Origin of the sequence: Pseudomonas sp. PvP100, assembly GCF_017833055.1 — a bacterium.
GTDB lineage: Bacteria > Pseudomonadota > Gammaproteobacteria > Pseudomonadales > Pseudomonadaceae > Aquipseudomonas > Aquipseudomonas syringae.
The window spans coordinates 4777672-4797427 of the sequence record NZ_JAFIBO010000001.1 but is presented as its reverse complement, the minus strand read 5'-3'; the positions used below and the strand labels follow the sequence as shown (position 1 = coordinate 4797427).

Annotated in this window: 20 protein-coding genes; 11 read left to right on the top strand and 9 right to left on the bottom strand. The window is 60.1% G+C overall.

Annotated elements, in window-relative coordinates; translation table 11 throughout:
- Positions 1-64: 64 nt before the first annotated feature.
- Positions 65-1645, top strand: coding sequence for a phospholipase D family protein (locus JOE39_RS20740; RefSeq protein WP_210078329.1), 1581 nt, complete (start codon positions 65-67; stop codon positions 1643-1645).
- Here the strand turns inward: JOE39_RS20740 and JOE39_RS20735 are convergent.
- Together JOE39_RS20735 and JOE39_RS20730 are read right to left on the bottom strand one after the other, a co-directional pair.
- Positions 1642-2790 (bottom strand): MFS transporter, encoded by a 1149-nt coding sequence (locus JOE39_RS20735; protein ID WP_122220035.1) that lies wholly within the window; start codon positions 2788-2790, stop codon positions 1642-1644. The two genes, JOE39_RS20740 and JOE39_RS20735, sit on opposite strands and share 4 nt — an antisense overlap.
- Positions 2791-2918: 128 nt before the next feature.
- The gene (locus tag JOE39_RS20730; protein WP_003425933.1) at positions 2919-4412 is read right to left on the bottom strand and encodes an aldehyde dehydrogenase; all 1494 of its coding nucleotides are present in this window, start codon (positions 4410-4412) and stop codon (positions 2919-2921) included.
- Between the two features lie 239 nt (positions 4413-4651).
- On the opposite strand from JOE39_RS20730, the gene JOE39_RS20725 reads away from it, so the two are divergent.
- Together JOE39_RS20725 and JOE39_RS20720 are read left to right on the top strand one after the other, a co-directional pair.
- Complete coding sequence (locus JOE39_RS20725) at positions 4652-5020, top strand: cupin domain-containing protein (RefSeq protein WP_003403970.1); 369 nt, start codon at positions 4652-4654, stop codon at positions 5018-5020.
- Between the two features lie 78 nt (positions 5021-5098).
- Complete coding sequence (locus JOE39_RS20720) at positions 5099-5302, top strand: I78 family peptidase inhibitor (protein ID WP_122220034.1); 204 nt, start codon at positions 5099-5101, stop codon at positions 5300-5302.
- 163 nt (positions 5303-5465) lie between these two features.
- Here JOE39_RS20720 and rpmG read toward each other — a convergent pair whose 3' ends face one another.
- The gene (gene rpmG / locus JOE39_RS20715) at positions 5466-5621 is read right to left on the bottom strand and encodes a 50S ribosomal protein L33 (protein ID WP_002551515.1); all 156 of its coding nucleotides are present in this window, start codon (positions 5619-5621) and stop codon (positions 5466-5468) included.
- A gap of 11 nt (positions 5622-5632) precedes the next feature.
- Positions 5633-5866 carry a 50S ribosomal protein L28 gene (gene rpmB / locus JOE39_RS20710; RefSeq protein ID WP_002551514.1) on the bottom strand — a complete coding sequence of 78 codons (234 nt, stop codon included), beginning with the start codon at positions 5864-5866 and terminating at the stop codon, positions 5633-5635.
- Between the two features lie 364 nt (positions 5867-6230).
- On the opposite strand from rpmB, the gene JOE39_RS20705 reads away from it, so the two are divergent.
- On the top strand, positions 6231-7817 hold the full coding sequence (locus tag JOE39_RS20705) for an ABC transporter substrate-binding protein (protein ID WP_210078330.1): 1587 nt from the start codon (positions 6231-6233) through the stop codon (positions 7815-7817).
- Positions 7818-7903: 86 nt separating this feature from the next.
- On the opposite strand, the gene radC is transcribed toward JOE39_RS20705, so the two are convergent.
- On the bottom strand, positions 7904-8578 hold the full coding sequence (radC, locus tag JOE39_RS20700; protein WP_003392593.1) for a DNA repair protein RadC: 675 nt from the start codon (positions 8576-8578) through the stop codon (positions 7904-7906).
- 135 nt (positions 8579-8713) lie between these two features.
- Here radC and coaBC point away from each other — a divergent pair, with 135 nt between their 5' ends.
- Genes coaBC through argB form a run of 4 tightly spaced genes read left to right on the top strand, consistent with a single transcriptional unit; the run spans position 8714 to position 13955 of the window.
- Complete coding sequence (coaBC, locus tag JOE39_RS20695; RefSeq protein WP_003314000.1) at positions 8714-9922, top strand: bifunctional phosphopantothenoylcysteine decarboxylase/phosphopantothenate--cysteine ligase CoaBC; 1209 nt, start codon at positions 8714-8716, stop codon at positions 9920-9922.
- Between the two features lie 6 nt (positions 9923-9928).
- Positions 9929-10384, top strand: a complete 456-nt coding sequence (gene dut / locus JOE39_RS20690) for a dUTP diphosphatase (protein WP_003313999.1) — start codon at positions 9929-9931, stop codon at positions 10382-10384.
- 51 nt (positions 10385-10435) lie between these two features.
- On the top strand, positions 10436-13021 hold the full coding sequence (locus JOE39_RS26590; protein WP_332874619.1) for a phosphomannomutase/phosphoglucomutase: 2586 nt from the start codon (positions 10436-10438) through the stop codon (positions 13019-13021).
- A gap of 28 nt (positions 13022-13049) precedes the next feature.
- A complete protein-coding gene (gene argB, locus JOE39_RS20680; RefSeq protein ID WP_003344438.1) occupies positions 13050-13955 on the top strand; it encodes an acetylglutamate kinase in 906 nt (301 codons plus the stop codon).
- 569 nt (positions 13956-14524) lie between these two features.
- Here argB and JOE39_RS20675 read toward each other — a convergent pair.
- Together JOE39_RS20675 and pyrE are read right to left on the bottom strand one after the other, a co-directional pair.
- The gene (locus tag JOE39_RS20675; RefSeq protein ID WP_003437423.1) at positions 14525-15157 is read right to left on the bottom strand and encodes a hypothetical protein; all 633 of its coding nucleotides are present in this window, start codon (positions 15155-15157) and stop codon (positions 14525-14527) included.
- A gap of 10 nt (positions 15158-15167) precedes the next feature.
- A complete protein-coding gene (pyrE, locus tag JOE39_RS20670) occupies positions 15168-15809 on the bottom strand; it encodes an orotate phosphoribosyltransferase (protein ID WP_003313993.1) in 642 nt (213 codons plus the stop codon).
- Positions 15810-15891: 82 nt separating this feature from the next.
- Here pyrE and JOE39_RS20665 point away from each other — a divergent pair, with 82 nt between their 5' ends.
- Complete coding sequence (locus tag JOE39_RS20665; RefSeq protein WP_002551505.1) at positions 15892-16671, top strand: exodeoxyribonuclease III; 780 nt, start codon at positions 15892-15894, stop codon at positions 16669-16671.
- A gap of 69 nt (positions 16672-16740) precedes the next feature.
- On the opposite strand, the gene JOE39_RS20660 is transcribed toward JOE39_RS20665, so the two are convergent.
- Positions 16741-17109: a DUF4870 domain-containing protein gene (locus JOE39_RS20660; RefSeq protein WP_003313990.1), complete on the bottom strand. Its 369-nt coding sequence runs from the start codon at positions 17107-17109 to the stop codon at positions 16741-16743.
- Positions 17110-17129: 20 nt separating this feature from the next.
- The gene (gene rph, locus JOE39_RS20655; RefSeq protein WP_003313989.1) at positions 17130-17852 is read right to left on the bottom strand and encodes a ribonuclease PH; all 723 of its coding nucleotides are present in this window, start codon (positions 17850-17852) and stop codon (positions 17130-17132) included.
- Positions 17853-18164: 312 nt separating this feature from the next.
- Here rph and JOE39_RS20650 point away from each other — a divergent pair, with 312 nt between their 5' ends.
- On the top strand, positions 18165-19028 hold the full coding sequence (locus JOE39_RS20650; RefSeq protein ID WP_003344441.1) for a YicC/YloC family endoribonuclease: 864 nt from the start codon (positions 18165-18167) through the stop codon (positions 19026-19028).
- 13 nt (positions 19029-19041) lie between these two features.
- Positions 19042-19686 (top strand): guanylate kinase, encoded by a 645-nt coding sequence (gene gmk, locus JOE39_RS20645; protein ID WP_003344442.1) that lies wholly within the window; start codon positions 19042-19044, stop codon positions 19684-19686.
- Positions 19687-19756 lie beyond the last annotated feature (70 nt).

The window sequence follows — 19756 nt, the reverse complement described above, 5'->3', positions numbered from 1 at the left end:
AATCTTTCCCGGTTTTGCCGGTCATATCGCCAAGTCGAGCCATGTCCAGACGCGGAAGATCAATTTGAATAACTCATGGGCCTTGCCCTTTTGCTTGCTGGTTGCGTTGTGCGTCAGCGGTTGTGCGCATCAACAGGTCGCCAGTGAGCCAAGCCAGGCCATGCCGTCTTCAGGCTCCGCGTTCGGCCGCTCGATCCAGGCCATGGCCATGCCTCACGAAGGGCGTTCGGGCTTTCGTCTGCTGCCTGACAGCAGTGACGCTTTCAAGGCTCGCGCCGAATTGATCCGCAACGCCAAAAGCAGCCTTGATCTGCAGTATTACATCGTCCACGACGGCCTGAGCACGCGCGCCCTGATCGATGAGCTGCTCAAGGCGGCAGACCGTGGCGTTCGTGTGCGCATCCTGCTGGACGACACCACCAGCGACGGTCTGGATCAGGCCATCGCCACCCTCGCCGCTCACCCGAACATCCAGGTTCGCCTGTTCAATCCGCAAAACCTGGGGCGCGAGACCGGCATCACCCGCAGCCTCGGGCGCCTGATGAACCTGTCGCGCCAGCACCGGCGCATGCACAACAAACTATGGCTGGCCGACAGCAGTGTGGCCATCGTCGGCGGGCGCAACCTGGGCGATGAATACTTCGATGCCGAGCCGAACCTGAACTTCACCGATATCGACATGCTCAGCGTGGGGCCGGTGGCCGAACAACTCGGCCACAGCTTCGACCAGTACTGGAACAGCACGCTCAGCAAGCCTATAGGTGAATTCATCTATTTCCTGCCCGACGGCGAGGATCTGGCCGAGGCCCGGCGCAAGCTGGATGACTCTCTGGAGCAGGCGCACCAGCAGCACAAGGCGCTGTACGAGCGACTGATGGCCTACAAGACCCAGCCGCGCATGAAAACCTGGCTCAACGAACTGGTCTGGGCATACAACCAGGCGCTGTGGGACGCACCGACCAAGGTACTGGCGCAGGGCGAGCCTGATCCGCACCTGCTGCTGACCACGCAACTGGCGCCTGAACTGCTGAACACTCACAAGGAACTGATGCTGATCTCGGCCTACTTTGTACCCGGCCAGGAAGGCTTGCTGTACCTGACCGGCCGGGCCGATGCCGGCGTCAATGTCAGCCTGCTGACCAACTCTCTGGAAGCCACCGACGTGCCTGCCGTGCATGGCGGCTATGCGCCGTACCGCAAGGCACTGCTGGAGCATGGCGTGAAGCTGTTCGAGCTGCGCCGGCAGCCTGGCGATACCGAGACGATGCGCGGCAGCGGTCCGCATCTGTTCAAGAAAAGCCATTCTCTGGTCAGTTCCGAATCAAGCCTGCACAGCAAGGCGATGATCTTCGATCGACAGAAAGTCTTTGTCGGCTCATTCAACTTCGACCCGCGCTCTGTGCTGTGGAATACCGAAGTGGGCGTATTGGTCGACAGCCCGCAACTGGCCGAACAACTGCGCGAACTGACCTTGCAGGGCATGGCCCCGTCGCTCACCTACGAAGCGCGGCTGGAGGACGGCAAAGTGGTGTGGGTAACCGAAGACAACGGCCAGATCCACACCCTGCATACCGAACCGGGCGACTGGTGGCGACGTTTCAACGCATGGATGAGCCGCGCCATCGGCCTGGAAAGAATGCTTTAAACGGGCGCAGCCTGCGCATCCCCGAACGCCCCGCGTCGCCGGATCAGTATAAACAGGCCCAAGGCACCTGCAGCCATCATCAGCGGCAAGGCCTCACCGCTGACCCACTGGCTGCCCGCGCCGGCTATCAACGGGCCGAGCAGACAGCCGATGCCCCACAGTTGAGCAACATGCGCGTTGGCGCGGACCAGCGAGTCATCGCGATAGCGTTCGCCGATCAGAATCAGCGACAGGGTAAACAGCCCGCCGGCACTGGCACCGAAGACGGTCCACAGCGGCCAGATCAGAACAGTGTCGATCAGCAATGGCACCAGCAGACTGGACGCCAGCAGCAAGGCGGCGCAGCCGGTGAACATCGCGCGACGTGAAATGCGGTCGGCGAGCATGCCTATCGGCAGTTGCAGCAGCGCATCACCCACCACCACAACGCTGACCATGATCAGGGCGATTTCCGGGGTGAAGCCGTGGCGTATGCAATAAAGCGGCAACAGGGTGAGGATCAGCGCTTCGAACGCAGCAAACAGCGCGACCGCCCAGGCGATGGCAGGCATGCCGCGACAGAAGCCGGACAGATCGGCAAACGTCACATTGCAGGATTCGGTCGACGGCGCGCCGGTACGCCCCAGCAGCAGAAACGGTGAGCCGACCAGCAGCGCTACACCAATCCAGAAACCATAGTCGCCCTGGGTGCCGATCACGCCCAGCAGCAGCGGACCTGCCAGCTGGCTCAATGCGTAGGTGCTGCCATACAGCGCCACCAGACGCCCGCGCAGGCGCTCGATGACCAACTGATTGATCCAGCTTTCACCCAGCACGAAGACGATGGTCAGAATCACCCCAAGCGTCAGGCGCAAGACCAGCCAGATCCAGTAATACGGCAGCAGCGCCAGCGCGCCGACCGAAACCGCCCCGGCCCACAGGCACAGACGCATGAGATTGGCCGTGCCGAAGCGCGCCGCCAGACGACTGGCCAGCGCCGCGCCGAGCAGCACGCCCACCGCAGGCATCGCCGCCATGATGCCAATGGCAAACGAGCCATAGCCCCAGCCTGCCAGCCGCAATGAAACCAGCGGCATGCTGACGCCCATTGCCAGACCGACGCCCAGTACGGACGCCAGCACAGCAAAATAAGTACCCCAACGCATTTCCACGCTCCTGCCCGGCGCGGCGCTACGCGCTCATCGCCTTGTACAAATCCCGTGTGGAGCGATGATCTTGAGACCCCATCGTACCAATGCTCCAAGCGCAGAGCCTCGGAGCGATAGGCTAATGACTACAGCTTGATCCAGGTCGACTTCAGCTCGGTGTATTTGTCGAACGCATGCAGCGACTTGTCACGACCATTGCCCGACTGTTTGAAGCCGCCGAACGGTGCAGTCATGTCGCCGCCGTCGTACTGGTTGACCCATACGCTGCCTGCGCGCAAAGCCTTGGCGGTCAGGTGTGCCTTGGAGATGTTGGCGGTCCATACGGCAGCCGCCAGGCCATACTGTGTGTCGTTGGCGATCTGGATCGCTTCTTCGGCAGTATCGAACGTCAGCACCGAAAGCACCGGGCCGAAGATTTCTTCCTGAGCGATTTTCATCGCATTGTTCACACCATCGAAAATGGTCGGCTCGACATAGGTGCCGCCGGTTTCCTGCAGAATGCGCTTGCCGCCCGCAACCAGTTTGGCGCCATCGGTGTGGCCCGCTTCGATATAGGACAACACGGTGTTCATCTGCTGGGTATCAACCAACGCGCCCACGGTGGTCGCAGGGTCCAGCGGATTGCCGGGCTTCCAGGCGCTCAGCGCCTCGATGACCATCGGCAGGAAGCGATCCTTGATGGAGCGCTCGACCAGCAGGCGCGAACCGGCGGTACACACTTCGCCCTGGTTGAAGGCAATCGCGCTGGCGGCTGCGCTGGCGGCGGCCTGCAAATCAGGCGCGTCGGCAAAGACGATATTCGGGCTCTTGCCGCCGGCTTCCAGCCAGACACGCTTCATGTTCGATTCGCCCGCATAGATCATCAGTTGCTTGGCGATCTTGGTCGAGCCGGTGAACACCACAGTGTCCACATCCATATGCAGGGCAAGTGCCTTGCCGACGGTGTGGCCATAGCCAGGCAGTACGTTGAGCACGCCCGCAGGAATACCAGCCTCAATGGCAAGTTGTGCGATACGAATGGCCGTCAGCGGAGATTTTTCCGAGGGCTTGAGGATGACCGAGTTGCCGGTGGACAGCGCAGGACCCAGCTTCCAGCAGGCCATCATCAGCGGAAAATTCCACGGTACGATGGCGGCCACGACACCCACCGGCTCGCGCGTTACCAGGCCCAGTTGGTCATGCGGCGTTGCCGCGACTTCGTCATACAGCTTATCGATGGCCTCGCCGCTCCAGCTCAGGGCTCTGGCGGCACCGGGAATGTCGACACCGAACGAGTCGCCAATCGGCTTGCCCATGTCCAGCGTCTCAAGCAGCGCCAGCTCTTCGGCATTGTGTTTGAGCAGCTCGGCGAAACGGATCATCGTTTCCTTGCGCTTGGCCGGAGCCAGTCGCGACCAGGCACCGGAGTTGAAGGCGCTGCGTGCACTGTCGACCGCGCGCTGCGCGTCAGCGGTGTCGCAACTGGCAACCTTGGCAAGCATCCGGCCATCGACCGGGCTAATGCAGTCAAACGTCTCGCCGGAGGAGGCTGCGGTGTATTCACCTTGAATGAAGGCACGGCCTTCGATCTTCAAATTCTGGGCGCGTTGCTCCCAGTCAGCACGAGTCAGGGTGGTCATTTGCATGTCCTCCTCTTGTTGAATGTGGGTGTGTCGTGGTTGATTAAAGACACGATCTGAAATTTTTCAGGACGGCCGTTACCCTAAACCAGCGGCCCGCCAAAACCAATATATTTGACATAAATAGCCGCTACGGTGCTTTTATGTTGATTTTATTAAACAGCTGCGCACGCGCGCCGAGGCACTAACGCACTGCACGCACGTCAAACCTTCAACGTATTCAGGACAAGGGGCCCATCATGAGCATCGAAAGCATCGTCGACTTCAGTGAAGCCAGCACCGCTGCCGAGCACTATCGCCCTGCACCGGAAAAGGTCTTCAAGGGCGACCCGGCACAAACCCTCTACAACCACTACAACAGCCCCTGCGGACAGATGAGTGCGGGCGTCTGGAATGGCGAGCCCGGGCAGTGGCAGGTGAATTATTCAGAGCATGAGTATTGCGAGATTGTGCAGGGTGTTTCAGTCCTGCGCGACGAGCAGGGCCACGCGAAAACCCTGCGCGCAGGCGACCGTTTCGTGATCCCGGCAGGCTTCAAGGGCACCTGGGAGGTGCTGGAAACATGCCGCAAGATTTATGTGGTGTTCGAAGCGGCTGCAGATAAATAAGTACCGCATCACATCGGTTTTTCTGGAGGATTCTGAGCGCGTCCAGTGAGGACATTCACTCAAAAAAGGATTTTGAAAATGACTAACGAAGTTATCGCCCAAGCGCTTCAGTACCTTGTAGGCAGCCGCTATGTGCCTACTGTCAAAGCCTACATCAGCGAAATCACCGGTCTTCAGAAGGTCATCGGCCCTGGCTACATCACCACCAAAGACCTCAACCCGAACCGTCTGCACGTCAATGTCGACAAAGCCGGTCTAGTATCCGGCTTCAGCTTCGGCTGATCAGGCGGCCGTACCTTCGTCGCCCGACAGCAGCTTCCATGCCTGAAACGCCCGGCGCATCGCGTCGGGCGTTTGGCTGCCTGGATACTGCTGGCAACTGCACCAGGAGCGCAGGCACAAAAAAACCCGCCAGAGCGGGTTTTTTTGTAGCCGACAGAATCAATTACTTGATTTTGCCTTCTTTGTAGATCACGTGCTTGCGTACAACCGGATCGAATTTTTTGATTTCGATTTTATCCGGGGTAGTACGTTTGTTCTTGTCGGTGGTGTAGAAATGGCCTGTACCAGCGCTCGACACCAAACGGATCAATTCACGCATGATTTTCTCCCTTAAATTTTGCCGTCGCGACGCAGTTCAGCGAGCACAACTTCAATGCCACGCTTGTCGATGATACGCATGCCTTTAGCAGATACGCGCAGACGAACAAAACGCTTCTCGCCTTCAACCCAGAAGCGGTGATGCTGCAGGTTTGGCAGGAAACGACGACGGGTTTTGTTGTTTGCGTGGGAAATGTTATTCCCAGTCACCGGACCCTTACCGGTAACTTGACATACTCTCGACATGCCTCAGCCCTCTAAAACCACATGCCCAACCCGGCATGGGTTGGCCGCTTAATCTCTCAGTCATTTGGCGCCAGGCGCCGCGTTTCTTTAAGGGTCTTACCGGCTACACCTACAGTGAAGGAACCGGGCCCCTAGAAAAGAGCGCTGCTTTATACCAGAAAGCCTTGGGCACAACAACAGGCAAAGCACTTTGACCCGAATGATCACGCCTCGCGCAGCGGTATGCTCAAGCACTGCGGGGGCACAGGCAAATCGACCGCTCGTCGCTCCATGACGATTGTTCTGCGCCAGTACATGGTCTAGGGTTAGTCCCTCACCAGACTGCGCCGGCAGATGGGGCCCTTTCTGAACAGGAAATAACGCCATGCGCCTAGCTGCACTCCCTTTTTTACTCGTTCCACTTTTGCTTCCCGCTGCTGCCCAGGCATCGAACCTTGTGGTCTGCACCGAAGCCAGCCCCGAGGGCTTCGACGTTGTACAGTACAACTCGCTGACCACCACCAACGCATCGGCCGATGTGCTGATGAACCGCCTTGTAGACTTCGATGCCAAGAGCGGCAAGCTGGTGCCGAGCCTGGCAGAAAGCTGGACCGTATCCAAAGACGGCCTGACTTACGACTTCAAGCTGCGCTCCGGAGTGAAATTCCACACCACCGACTATTTCAAGCCGACTCGCGAGCTGAGCGCGGATGACGTGCTGTTCAGCTTCCAGCGCATGCTCGACCCGCAGAACCCATGGCACAAGATCGCCCAGAGCGGCTTCCCGCATGCGCAGTCCATGCAGTTGCCCGCGTTGATCAAGAGCATCGAAGCGCCTGATGCACACACCGTGCGCTTCACGCTCAACCATGCGGACTCGACCTTCCTGGCCACGCTGAGCATGGGTTTCGCCTCCATCTATTCAGCCGAATATACCGCGCAGTTGCTGAAAGCGGGCACGCCGGAGAAACTCAACAGCCAGCCGATCGGCACCGGGCCGTTCGTGTTCAAGCGCTTCCAGAAAGATGCCGCGGTGCGCTATGAGGCGTTCGACGATTACTTCGCCGGCAAGTCTGATATCGACACACTGGTGTATGCCATCACCCCGGACGCCAATGTGCGCCTGCAGAAAATCCGTCAGGATGAGTGCCAGATAGCGCTCTCGCCCAAGCCCCTGGATATACAGGCAGCCAGCGAGGACAAATCGCTCAAGGTCGAGAAGACTGAAGCGTTCATGACCGCATTTGTCGCGATCAACAGCCAGCACCCGCCGTTCGACAAGCCGGAAGTTCGCCAGGCCATCAACCTGGCGTTCGACAAGGACAATTACCTGAAAGCCGTGTTCGAAGGCACCGCTGAAAAGGCCGATGGTCCTTACCCGCCCAACACTTGGAGTTACGCCAAGGACCTGCCCGGCTATCAGCACGATGTTGCCAAGGCCAAGGCGCTGCTGGCCAAGGCCGGTGTAAAAGAGGGCTTGAAGACCACCATCTGGACGCGACCATCCGGGAGCCTGCTGAACCCGAACCCCAGCCTGGGCGCTCAATTGCTGCAGGCTGACTTGAAACAGATCGGCATCAATGCCGAGATCAAGATCATTGAATGGGGCGAGCTGATTCGCCGCGCCAAGGCGGGCGAGCATGACCTGCTGTTCATGGGCTGGGCGGGTGACAATGGCGACCCGGATAACTTCCTGACCCCGCAGTTCTCGTGTGCGGCTGTGCAGTCGGGCACCAACTTCGCCCGCTATTGCGACAAGACACTGGACAAGCTGATCGCAGACGGCAAATCAGTCAGTGATCAGACCGAACGCAGCAAGCTGTATCACCAGGCTCAGCAACAGATTCAACAGCAGGCACTGTGGCTCCCCCTCGCCCACCCGACGGCTGCAGCCCTGGTACGCAAGGACGTCACTAGCTATCAGGTCAGCCCGTTCGGCAGGCAGGATTTCTACAAGGTGCAGGTCAAGTAAGTCGCCAGACTGACCTTGGCTTCTGTGTGTGACGTCGTGCCAATGCCTGCATTGGCACGACCCACCTCAAGACCGGGAAGAGCTCGCTACATCAATCCGCGCTCCACCATCGACAGTGGCTCGCCGTCCCCAACGATCACGTGGTCAAGCACATGAACATCCACCAGCATCAGTGCTTCCTTGAGGCGCTTGGTCAGGTCGATGTCGGAACGGCTGGGCGTGGTGATACCGGAGGGATGGTTGTGGCATAGGATCAGGCTCGCGGCGTTGTGCGCCATCGCTCGCTTAACCACTTGGCGCGGGTGCACGTAGGACGCATTGATCGTCCCGCGAAACAATATCTCGAAGGTCATGACCCGGTGTTTGTTATCGAGAAACAGACAGCCGAAGACTTCGTGCGGCTCATGCCGCAGCAAGGCCTTGAGATACCCGCGAACCTGGGTGGGGTTTTCCAGCGCTGACTCACGGCGCAAGGACTCGGCCATGTGCCGACGCGCCATTTCCATGACTGCCTGCAACTGAGCGAACTTGGCGGGCCCGAGCCCCAGTTGCGAGGTGAATACCGACAGATCCGCATCCAGTAACGGTCTGAGCCCGTCAAATTGCTTCAGCAGATGACGCGCGAGGTCTACAGCGCTTTTTCCGGCCACGCCGGTGCGTAAAAAGATAGCCAGCAACTCGGCGTCGGAAAGGCTCGCCGCCCCCAACTCCAACAAGCGTTCCCGGGGGCGTTCAGCCGCGGGCCAACTGCGAATACTCATAGCACCTCCATGTGATTGGGCACCGCTGTTCCGGTGCGGTCGCTGTGCTATCTTAGCCCATCTTTTTTGCACGACGATCTGGCCTGGGGAGGCGTCATGGCCGTCGTGTGTTCACTCGACCAAAAAGGCAGGTCTATGCAGCGGCTGTATCGAAAACGCATCGTTCTTGGCGTCGGCGGCGGCATCGCGGCCTACAAGAGCGCTGAGCTGGTCCGCCGCCTGCGCGATCAGGGCGCTGAAGTGCGTGTGGTCATGACCCGGGGCGGCGCAGAGTTCATCACCCCGCTGACCATGCAGGCCCTGTCCGGGCACCCTGTGCACCTGGACCTTCTCGACCCGGCCGCCGAGGCCGCGATGGGCCATATCGAACTGGCCAAATGGGCCGACCTGATCCTCATCGCACCGGCCACCGCCGACCTCATCGCGCGCCTGGCGCAAGGCATCGCCAACGACCTGCTGACCACCATCGTGCTGGCCACCGACGCGACTGTCGCCATCGCCCCGGCGATGAACCAGGCGATGTGGCGTGACGCCTCGGTGCAGGCCAATACCCGTCTGCTCGAAGAACGCGATTTTCGCGTGTTCGGGCCGGCGTCCGGCAGTCAGGCGTGTGGCGATGTCGGCTTCGGTCGCATGCTGGAGGCCGACGACCTGGCCCAGTGCGCGGCCGACTGCTTCCAGCGCCTGACCCTGACCGGCAAGCATGTGCTGATCACCGCAGGCCCGACCCAGGAAAACATCGACCCGGTGCGCTACATCACCAACCACAGCTCGGGAAAAATGGGCTTTGCCCTGGCCGAAGCGGCGGTGGAAGCCGGCGCTCGCGTCACGCTGATCACCGGGCCGGTCAACCTGCCTACGCCTGATCGCGTCTCGCGCATCGACGTGGTCAGCGCCCGCGACATGCTGGCAGCGTGCGAGGCGGCCATCCCCTGCGACCTGTTCATCGCCTCGGCAGCCGTGGCCGACTACCGCCCGGAAGTCGTTGCCCCGCACAAATTGAAGAAAGATCCTTCAAACGGTGACGGCTTGCTGCTGCAGATGGTGCGCAATCCGGATATTCTGGCGACCATCGCAACCCGCCCGGATCGCCCCTTCAGTGTCGGCTTTGCCGCCGAGACCGAACACCTGCTCGACTACGCTGCCCGCAAGCTCAAGGACAAGAACCTCGACCTGATTGTCGCCAACGATGTCGCTAACCCGAGCATCGGCTTCAACAGCGAGGAAAACGCCTGCAGCGTGATTGACCGAGCGTTGCACGCAACGCTTTTCGCCCAGACCAGCAAGGCCAAGATCGCTCGCCAGCTGGTCACTTTTATCGCCGACCGCATGAATCAGGTTTAACTACGAATGCACGCTCTACAAGCCAAGATCCTCGACCCTCGCATTGGCAACGAATTCCCGCTGCCGGCCTACGCTACTGTCGGCTCGGCTGGCCTGGACCTGCGCGCCATGCTCAAGGAGGACACGCTCCTCGAGCCCGGCCAGACCCTGCTGATCCCTACCGGCCTGTCGATTTACATTGGCGATCCGGGCCTTGCCGCGCTGATCCTGCCGCGCTCCGGCCTGGGCCATAAACACGGCATCGTGCTGGGCAATCTGGTGGGCCTGATCGACTCCGATTATCAAGGCGAACTGATGGTCTCCTGCTGGAACCGCGGCCAGACGGCTTTCAACATTGCCGTCGGCGAGCGCATCGCCCAATTGGTCCTGGTGCCGGTCGTACAGGCGCATTTCGAGCTGGTTGAAACGTTCGACGAAAGTCAGCGTGGCGCTGGCGGCTTCGGTCATTCCGGCAGCCATTGATCGCCATTCGGCACATAATCCGGGTTCGGGACAAGGCTCAGGGAGAGGTCGGTGAAAGGTAGTCAGCACAGCGCTTCACAGCACGTCGTACCCGCCGATAACTCGCCTCCGGCTGCGAGCCTCAAAGGCCTCGCGCCCGGCCTGGTGCCTGCCGCCATCGGCCTGCTCATCGCTGCGGCACTGGTCTGGACGGCTCTGGCCACCGGCCCGCAGCAACAGGACCAGCTGGTTCAGGCCTGGGGCGGCAGTCAGGCGGCAGCGGCGGGTGTAGCGCTGCGTCAGATCAACGCGGACACTCAATCGGCCGCCTCCGGTGCAGCGCTTGTGCAGGCGCTGCAGAGCAATGATGCCGCTGCCCTGCTGGCCGCTCAGGATCGATTCACCCGCTGGGACGGCCTCATAGGCGCTCGGCTTTACCCCAAGGGGCTGGCCGATGTGGACACGCAAGGCGCACTGCCCGTCAGCTTCGCCACCCTGGACATGCTCAACAAGGCCGCACAAGGTGAGGCCGTTGCCCCGGAGGCGCGCAAGGTCGGTGAGCGCTGGTTGATCTACAGCGCCGCGCCGGTGCGTGCCGCTGCCAGTCAGCCTGTGGTGGGTACGTTGCTGTTGGCCTTTGATCTGCAGCGTTTGCTCAATGCCTTACCGGCGCTGCCTGCCGATGCCGGGCAAGTGGTGCTCAGCCAGCAGTTCGGCAGCGGACCTGCTCAGGTTTTCCTGCAGCGCGGTCAGGCCGATGAAGGCAAAGCCCAGGCCTTCGATACCGGTTATCCCGGCTGGAAACTCGAATTCACGCCCGGTCCCGGCCTGAAAACCTCTCCGTCCGCGGTGCTTATGCTGCTGGCACTGATTATCGCTGCAACAGGCGTGCTGCTTGGCTTGCACCGTAATGAGCGGGCCCTGCAGAAGCGTATTTGCGCCGACGCACGGCAACTGGATCAGCTGCTCCAAGAACTCTCACGCGGAAAAGCCGTCAAACCCTTCGGTTTGAGCCTCCCGGCCCTTAGTGGCCTGGCTCAGGCCCTTGCTCGTGTCTCGCTTCGTAGTCAGCCTCAGGCAGCGCCTGCCTTGGCTGCAGGCGAGCAGCGCGATGCAGATATTGCCAAAGGCAGTGCTTCGTCCATCGTGGCTGCATCACGCACCGACTGGACCGATCCGCTGTTTCAAGATACCGATATCCTTGATATCGACCTTCTCGACGAAAACCAGGACTTCCTGAGATCGGAGCATAACCTCGCTATGAACAGCCCAGCATCCGTGGCACCCAACCTTCCCGAGACTATTTTCCGTGCCTACGACATTCGTGGCGTGGTCGGGGACACCCTCAACGCTGAAACGGCTTACTGGATCGGCCGCGCCATTGGCTCCGAAAGCCTGGCGCAGAACGAACCCAACGTCAGCGTTGGCCGCGATGGTCGCCTTTCCGGTCCTGAACTGGTACAGCAACTGATTCAAGGCTTGCACGACAGCGGCTGCCACGTCAGCGATGTGGGCCTGGTGCCAACGCCTGCGCTGTATTACGCAGCCAACGTGCTGGCCGGCAAAACCGGCGTCATGCTGACCGGCAGCCATAACCCGAAGGACTACAACGGCTTCAAGATCGTCATCGCTGGCGACACCCTCGCCAACGAGCAGATCCAGGCGCTGCACGAGCGCATCAAGACCAACAACCTGACGTCGCAGAAAGGCAGCATCACCCAGGTCGACATCCTTGAGCGCTACTTCCAGCAGATCAAGAATGACATCGTCATGGCGCGCAAGCTGAAGGTCGTGGTCGACTGCGGCAACGGCGCGGCAGGCGTGATCGCTCCGCAACTTATCGAAGCGCTGGGCTGCGAAGTGATTTCGCTGTTCGCGGAAGTCGACGGCAACTTTCCTAACCACCACCCGGATCCGGGCAAACTGGAAAACCTGCAGGACCTTATCGCCAAGGTCAAGGAAACCGGTGCCGACCTGGGCCTGGCTTTCGACGGTGACGGCGACCGTGTCGGTGTCGTGACCAACGCAGGCAACGTGGTGTACCCGGACCGCCTGTTGATGCTGTTCGCGCTGGACGTGCTCAAGCGCAATCCGGGTGCCGACATCATTTTCGACGTCAAATGCACACGCCGCCTGACTCCGCTGATCAGCGAACATGGCGGTCGTCCGGTGATGTGGAAAACCGGTCACTCGCTGATCAAGAAAGAAATGAAGAAAAGCGGTGCGCTGCTGGCAGGCGAAATGAGCGGCCACATCTTCTTCAAGGAACGCTGGTTCGGTTTCGACGACGGTATCTACAGCGCAGCACGCCTGCTGGAGATCCTCAGCCAGGAGTCGGCCAACGCCGAAGACCTGTTCGAAACCTTCCCGAACGATATTTCGACGCCTGAAATCAACATCAAGGTGACGGATGTCACCAAGTTCAGCATCATCGAGGCCCTTGAGACGGATGCACAGTGGGGCGACGCCAAACTGACCACCATCGACGGTGTCCGTGTGGATTATCCGAAGGGCTGGGGTCTGGTTCGCGCTTCCAATACCACGCCGGTACTGGTGCTACGCTTCGAAGCCGAGACCGAGGCCGAATTGCAGCGTATCAAGGACGTGTTCCACGCAGAATTGAAGAAAGTTGCGCCGGACCTCGACCTGCCATTTTGATTGTTTTTCCTTTTGACTGGAGCCCTGAATGACCCTCGAACGCGATGCCGCCTCTAATGTAGCCAAGGTCCTTTCCGAAGCGCTGCCTTACATTCGCCGCTTTGTCGGCAAGACGCTGGTTATCAAGTACGGCGGCAACGCCATGGAGAGCGAAGAGCTGAAAACCGGCTTTGCGCGCGACATCGTGTTGATGAAAGCAGTGGGCATCAACCCGGTGGTGGTTCACGGCGGCGGGCCGCAGATCGGTGATCTGCTCAAGCGCCTGTCCATCGAAAGCCACTTCATCGACGGCATGCGTGTTACCGATGCGCAAACCATGGATGTCGTGGAGATGGTACTGGGCGGCCAGGTCAACAAGGACATCGTCAACCTGATCAACCGTCATGGCGGCAGCGCGATCGGCCTGACCGGCAAGGACGCTGAGCTGATTCGTGCGAAGAAGCTCACCGTCACGCGCCAGACGCCGGAAATGACCAAGCCCGAAATCATCGACATCGGTCAGGTCGGTGAAGTGGTCGGGGTCAATATCGGGCTGCTCAACATGCTGGTCAAAGGGGATTTCATTCCGGTCATCGCACCTATCGGTGTGGGCCCGGACGGCGAGTCGTACAACATCAACGCCGACCTGGTCGCAGGCAAGGTTGCCGAAGCCCTCAAGGCCGAGAAGCTGATTCTGCTGACCAACATCGCCGGCCTGATGAACAAGCAGGGCGAAGTGCTTACCGGCCTGACCACCGAGCAGGTCGACGGCCTGATCGCCGATGGCACCATCTACGGCGGCATGCTGCCGAAGATTCGTTGCGCGCTGGAGGCGGTTCAGGGCGGGGTCAACAGCTCGCACATCATCGACGGTCGAGTGCCCAACGCGGTCTTGCTGGAGATCTTCACCGACAGCGGTGTAGGTACCCAGATCACCAACCGCAAGCGGCACTGATGCAGACGTAACACCCAAAGGCCCCGTGAGTTGACACTCACGGGGCCTTTTTTATTGGCTGATGCTCGAGAACACTATCGTGTTCATGCTCCGCGCGCAGCGTCATATACAAGTCTGCTCTTGATTCTGGCCGCAGGCTGTGGGAGCGAGCTTGCTCGCGAAGAGGCCGGTAAAGCCCCTGAAAATGGAGCGTCTGGACCATCGTATTCGTGAGCATTGCGGATCGCCGCCCGGTCACTCCCACGCACTTCGGGCAGAAGCCGGAAAGTCACGTTTCACGGGCTCTTCAAGACTTATGTATAACGTTGAGTGCTCCGTGTGGGTATGCCGTTCTGGACGCTCTGCGTCCTGTCCTGAATATGTGGCGCAACGCAGATTTGTGACGCAGAGCGTCACGACAGGCATTCCCTGGCTGGAGCGTGCGGAACGATAGGTGTCTGGCGGCGGCTCCTTTCGCGAACAAGTTCGCTCCTACGGCCTTCGGCCAGAATCAAAAACAGACCCGGGCATGACGATAGTGTCCGACCATGCTCCGTGTGGGTATGCATTTCCGGACGCTCTGCGTCCGGTTACTGAGTCAGCCGCTGGACGCGGGCGCGATCGACGGCGAAATCTGCTTCGGCCTTTACCCGTGCGGCCTGATACCCGGCGATATCGGCTTGCAGTTTCTGCTGCTGATCGCGCAGGTCGTTCAGTTGATCGACAAGCGCCTGCTGAACCGGACGCCCTGCGCGCTCAAGGTCGGCGGCCTGGCCTTGCAGACTGCGCTGCTGCGCCGCCAGCCCCTGAATGTTGCCCTGGGCAACGCCAACCAGCGCGTCCAGCTCGGCCAGTTTGCGGGCCTTCATGCGGTCCACTTCAGCGACGCTGCTGTACAGGCTCAGCAGCTTTGCATCGGCGGCGGCCTGACGTTTGTCCGCATCGGACTGGCGAATCTGCTCAGCCGTAGGCGCAGGTGGTACGACCTGAACCACCCGGCCACGGCTGTTGAGTACTTCATAGCCTTTGGCAACGTAGTCGGGCGGCACACCTTGCGTATCGATCACCGTCACCCCGCGGCTGTCGACGTAGCGATAAAGCCGTGGCTCAGGTGCGTCGGCCGCTTGGGCGAGCATGGGCGCAAGCATGACGACAGCCAGCAAGGCCCGAAAAACGCTCAGCGCGTCTGAAACCGATCCCCAAGACCTGCCGCCGACCGCCATAGGCACGTCCTCAGATTCCGAATTGCGCGCGATAGGCTTCGACGGCAGGCAGATGCTGCTTGAGCTGCGGATCGTCGGCCAGGAACTCGAGTACCTGATTCAGCGACACGATACTCACCACCGGAATCCCGAAGTCACGCTCGACTTCCTGAATCGCCGACAGCTCGCCATTGCCCCGCTCCTGACGATTGAGCGCGATCAGCACGCCCGCAGCTGTCGCGTTCTGGTCCTTAATGATCTGCATGACCTCACGGATCGCAGTGCCCGCAGTGATCACGTCGTCGATGATCAGCACATTACCCGCCAGCGGGGAGCCCACCAGACTGCCGCCCTCGCCGTGCGCCTTGGCTTCCTTGCGGTTGAAACACCACGGCAGATCACGGTCATGATGCTCGGCCAACGCCACAGCAGTGGCCGACGCGAGCGGAATGCCCTTGTAGGCCGGACCGAACAGAACGTCGAAGGCAATACCGCTTTCAACCACGGCTGCTGCGTAGAAACGCCCCAGTTGTGCCAGTGCGGAACCGGTGTTGAACAGCCCGGCATTGAAGAAGTACGGGCTGGTGCGCCCGGACTTTAGAGTGAACTCACCGAAGCGCAGAACACCGCGATCGATGGCAAAACGAATGAAATCGCGTTGATACGCTTGCATGAAAAAAGCTCCGAATACCACGGATTTAGCTAATTAGGTAGAGCTCGGGTATCATACACGCACGTGATTTTTGGGGCCATTTATGCGGATCATCAGTGTGAACGTAAATGGCATTCAGGCTGCGGTCGAGCGTGGTTTGCTCAGCTGGCTGCAAGCTCAGAATGCCGACGTCATCTGCTTACAGGACACCCGCGCCTCCACCTTTGAACTGGACGATCCAGCCTTTCAGCTGGATGGTTACTTCCTCTATGCCTGCGAAGCCGAGGTTCCCGCTCAGGGTGGTGTGGCGCTGTATTCGCGGTTGCAGCCGAAGGCGGTAATCAGCGGCCTCGGCTTCGAGACAGCCGACCGCTACGGGCGCTACCTGCAAGCAGATTTCGACAAGGTCAGTATCGCTACCCTGCTCTTTCCGTCGGGGATGAATGGCGATGAAGACCTGAATCAGAAATTCAAGCTCATGGACGATTTCGGCAAGTACATGGACAAGCAGCGCCGCAAGCGTCGCGAATACATCTACTGCGGATCGCTCTATGTGGCGCAGCAGAAGCTCGATATCAAAAACTGGCGCGACAGCCAGCAGTCACCCGGCTTCCTCGCGCCCGAGCGCGCCTGGATGGACGAGATCGTCGGCACCATGGGCTATGTCGATGCCCTGCGCGAAGTCAGCCGTGAAGGTGACCAGTACAGCTGGTGGCCGGACAACGAGCAGGCCGAGATGCTGAATCTGGGTTGGCGCTTCGATTATCAGATCCTGACCCCAGGCCTGCGCCGCTTCGTGCGCAGCGCCCGTCTGCCACGCCAGCCGCGCTTCTCGCAGCACGCGCCGTTGATCGTGGATTACGACTGGACCCTGACTATCTGATAGCCAAGCAAGGCAGCGAACACGAAAAAGCCGACTTGAAGTCGGCTTTTTGCGTTGCCTGAAGTGATGCTACTTGATCAGGCGCAAGGTGAACGGATAGCGATAATCGACGCCGTCATTGGCTTTTATCCCGGCAATGATCGCCAGCACTGCGGCACCGATCCCCACCAGCGTCAGTAACGCAAAGCCGATGATGAGCAGCACCAGCAGCATGCTGACGGTGGCCGCAATGGCGACCGTGATCTGAAAATTCAGCGCTTCCTTGCCTTGCGCGTCGATAAACGGATCGGAATCTTTCTTCAACTGCCAGATAATCAGCGGGCCCAGCAGATTGCCAAACGGAAACATGAGTCCGGCAAACGCCGACAAGTGACAGAACATCGCCCACTGGCGAGCGCTTTGCGGCGGTTTGCTGAACGGTTGCAAGCTGTCACTCATTATCGGACCCCTTCTGGATATCAGTCGGCCAACGCGGCGCGCTGCAATTCAAACAACTCGGTCATACCCTTCTGCGCCAGCGCGAGCATCGCGTTTAGCTCTTCAGGCTGGAATGGCGCGCCTTCGGCAGTGCCCTGAACTTCAATGAAACCGCCTGCACTGGTCATGACCACGTTCAGGTCGGTTTCGGCAGCCGAGTCTTCGAGGTAGTCCAGGTCGAGCACCGGCTCACCCTGATACATGCCGACCGAAACGGCCGCGATCATCTGCTTGAGCGGGTCGCCGCCTTTCAGGCCGCCGCGCTTCTTGATCACCTTCAGCGCATCTGCCAGAGCAACCATCGCACCGGTAATAGAAGCCGTACGAGTGCCACCGTCAGCCTGAATAACATCGCAATCGACGTACAAGGTGACGTCGCCCAGCTTGGACATGTCCAGCGCAGCGCGCAGCGAACGACCGATCAGGCGCTGGATTTCGAGTGTACGACCACCCTGCTTGCCGCGGCTGGCTTCGCGCTGATTACGCTCGCCGGTAGCGCGTGGCAGCATGCCGTATTCGGCGGTCAGCCAACCCTGGCCCTGCCCTTTGAGAAAGCGTGGTACGCCGTTTTCGACGCTGACGGTGCAAATCACCTTGGTATCACCAAACTCGACCAGTACAGAACCCTCGGCGTGTTTGGTGTAGTTGCGGGTGATGCGGATCGAGCGGAGCTGATCGGCGGCGCGACCACTTGGACGTTTCATCTGGGATACCTGTACTGAGACGGAAAACTGCTGGGCATTATAGAGGCCACAGCTGCCGCTGGGCATCTCTAAAAGCCGCCAATGCCGATCCAGCGCAAACAGAAGGCCCTGAATCAAGGCTTTCGACGCGCAGATGTCGGTCAAAACAACGCCTTGCGTCACTTGTCACACTGTCGGATTGGGAGCCTGCGCTGCACTGCGCTACAATCCTGCGCCTCTACAGCCAGCCGGCTTTCACGACGCCCATGACCGCCACTTCTGCGCGTTCATGAACCGAACCACGCTTTGAAAGCGAACCAAGAGGTATTTCCCATGGTGCACAGCATGACTGCCTTTGCCCGAGTAGAGCGGGCCGGTGCCCAGGGCACACTGAGCTGGGAACTGCGCTCGGTCAACCACCGCTATCTTGAGCCACACCTGCGCCTGCCGGAGTCGTTCCGCGATCTGGAAGGCGCGATTCGCGAAGCGCTGCGTCAGGGCCTGTCGCGCGGCAAGGTCGAGTGCACATTGCGCTTTGTCGAGGAAACCGCCGGCAAGCCGCTGCAGGTGGACCTTGAACGCGCAGGCCAATTGATCGCCGCAGCCGAGTCGGTTGCCGGCTTGATCAAACAGCCTGCCGCCTTGAACCCGCTTGAGGTGCTGGCATGGCCGGGCGTGCTGGTCGCCGATGCCAACGATCCGCAGGTGTTGAACACCGAGGCCCTGAAACTGTTCAATGATGCGCTGACCGAATTGAAAAGCGGGCGCGGGCGCGAAGGCGCAGATCTGGCGCGGCTGCTCGACGAGCGTCTGTCCTCCATCGTCGAAGAAGTCGCCACCTTGCGCACGCTGGTGCCACAGATGCTCGCAACCCAGCGGCAGAAGGTGCTCGATCGCTTTGCCGACATGAAAGCCGAACTCGACCCTCAGCGTCTGGAACAGGAAATGGTTCTGCTGGCACAGAAAAGCGATGTCGCCGAAGAACTGGACCGCCTCAGCACCCACGTCACTGAAGTGCGTCGCGTACTCAAGGCTGGCGGCCAGGCAGGACGCCGTCTTGATTTCCTGATGCAAGAGCTTAACCGCGAAGCGAATACACTGGGCTCCAAGGCCTTTGACCCACGCAGCACGCAGGCTGCCGTCAACCTTAAAGTGTTGATCGAGCAGATGCGTGAGCAAGTGCAGAATATTGAGTAAGGCTAAACCTGACATGACCCATATCACTGGCACCCTGTACATCATTTCCGCTCCGTCCGGCGCGGGCAAGACCAGTCTGGTCAAGGCGCTGATGGACGCTCAGCAAGAGCCTCAGCACGGCGCGCAGGCAAAGATTCGCGTCTCTGTCTCGCACACCACGCGCGCCATGCGCCCAGGCGAAGTGGACGGTGTGAACTACAACTTCGTCGATCGTGCCACGTTCCTGAGCATGATCGAGCACGGCGACTTTCTCGAGCAGGCCGAGGTCTTCGGCAACCTGTACGGCACGTCGCAGAGCCACCTGCAGCAGACGCTGGACGAAGGCCACGACCTGATTCTGGAAATCGACTGGCAGGGTGCGCGTCAGGTTCGTGCGCAGATGCCGCAGGCCCGCTCCATCTTCATTTTGCCGCCGACCCAGCAGGCCTTGCGCCAGCGCCTGACCAATCGCGGCCAGGACAGCGACGAGATCATCGAAGCGCGGATGCGTGAAGCGGTCAGCGAAATGAGCCACTACAACGAGTATGAGTACGTCGTGGTCAATGACGACTTTGCCGGCGCGCTGGAAGACCTCAAGGCGATTTTCCGCGCCAACCGCCTGACTCAACAGCACCAGCAAGAGCAATACAGCGAGCTTTTTCAGGAGTTGCTGGCTTGATCGAAACGTTTCCAGACATCAGGCAACAGGTTAAAAACATGCCGTTGGTGGCATGCCGCTTGATGACTGG

Excerpts from the sequence above, each read along its gene's own strand:
- JOE39_RS20735 (WP_122220035.1), bottom strand. The coding sequence starts at position 2,790 with ATGCGTTGGGGTACTTATTTTGCTGTGCTGGCGTCCGTACTGGGCGTC.
- JOE39_RS20730 (WP_003425933.1), bottom strand. The coding sequence starts at position 4,412 with ATGACCACCCTGACTCGTGCTGACTGGGAGCAACGCGCCCAGAATTTG.
- JOE39_RS20725 (WP_003403970.1), top strand. The coding sequence starts at position 4,652 with ATGAGCATCGAAAGCATCGTCGACTTCAGTGAAGCCAGCACCGCTGCC.
- JOE39_RS20720 (WP_122220034.1), top strand. The coding sequence starts at position 5,099 with ATGACTAACGAAGTTATCGCCCAAGCGCTTCAGTACCTTGTAGGCAGC.
- rpmG (WP_002551515.1), bottom strand. The coding sequence starts at position 5,621 with ATGCGTGAATTGATCCGTTTGGTGTCGAGCGCTGGTACAGGCCATTTC.
- rpmB (WP_002551514.1), bottom strand. The coding sequence starts at position 5,866 with ATGTCGAGAGTATGTCAAGTTACCGGTAAGGGTCCGGTGACTGGGAAT.
- JOE39_RS20705 (WP_210078330.1), top strand. The coding sequence starts at position 6,231 with ATGCGCCTAGCTGCACTCCCTTTTTTACTCGTTCCACTTTTGCTTCCC.
- radC (WP_003392593.1), bottom strand. The coding sequence starts at position 8,578 with ATGAGTATTCGCAGTTGGCCCGCGGCTGAACGCCCCCGGGAACGCTTG.
- coaBC (WP_003314000.1), top strand. The coding sequence starts at position 8,714 with ATGCAGCGGCTGTATCGAAAACGCATCGTTCTTGGCGTCGGCGGCGGC.
- dut (WP_003313999.1), top strand. The coding sequence starts at position 9,929 with ATGCACGCTCTACAAGCCAAGATCCTCGACCCTCGCATTGGCAACGAA.
- argB (WP_003344438.1), top strand. The coding sequence starts at position 13,050 with ATGACCCTCGAACGCGATGCCGCCTCTAATGTAGCCAAGGTCCTTTCC.
- JOE39_RS20675 (WP_003437423.1), bottom strand. The coding sequence starts at position 15,157 with ATGGCGGTCGGCGGCAGGTCTTGGGGATCGGTTTCAGACGCGCTGAGC.
- pyrE (WP_003313993.1), bottom strand. The coding sequence starts at position 15,809 with ATGCAAGCGTATCAACGCGATTTCATTCGTTTTGCCATCGATCGCGGT.
- JOE39_RS20665 (WP_002551505.1), top strand. The coding sequence starts at position 15,892 with ATGCGGATCATCAGTGTGAACGTAAATGGCATTCAGGCTGCGGTCGAG.
- JOE39_RS20660 (WP_003313990.1), bottom strand. The coding sequence starts at position 17,109 with ATGAGTGACAGCTTGCAACCGTTCAGCAAACCGCCGCAAAGCGCTCGC.
- rph (WP_003313989.1), bottom strand. The coding sequence starts at position 17,852 with ATGAAACGTCCAAGTGGTCGCGCCGCCGATCAGCTCCGCTCGATCCGC.
- JOE39_RS20650 (WP_003344441.1), top strand. The coding sequence starts at position 18,165 with ATGGTGCACAGCATGACTGCCTTTGCCCGAGTAGAGCGGGCCGGTGCC.
- gmk (WP_003344442.1), top strand. The coding sequence starts at position 19,042 with ATGACCCATATCACTGGCACCCTGTACATCATTTCCGCTCCGTCCGGC.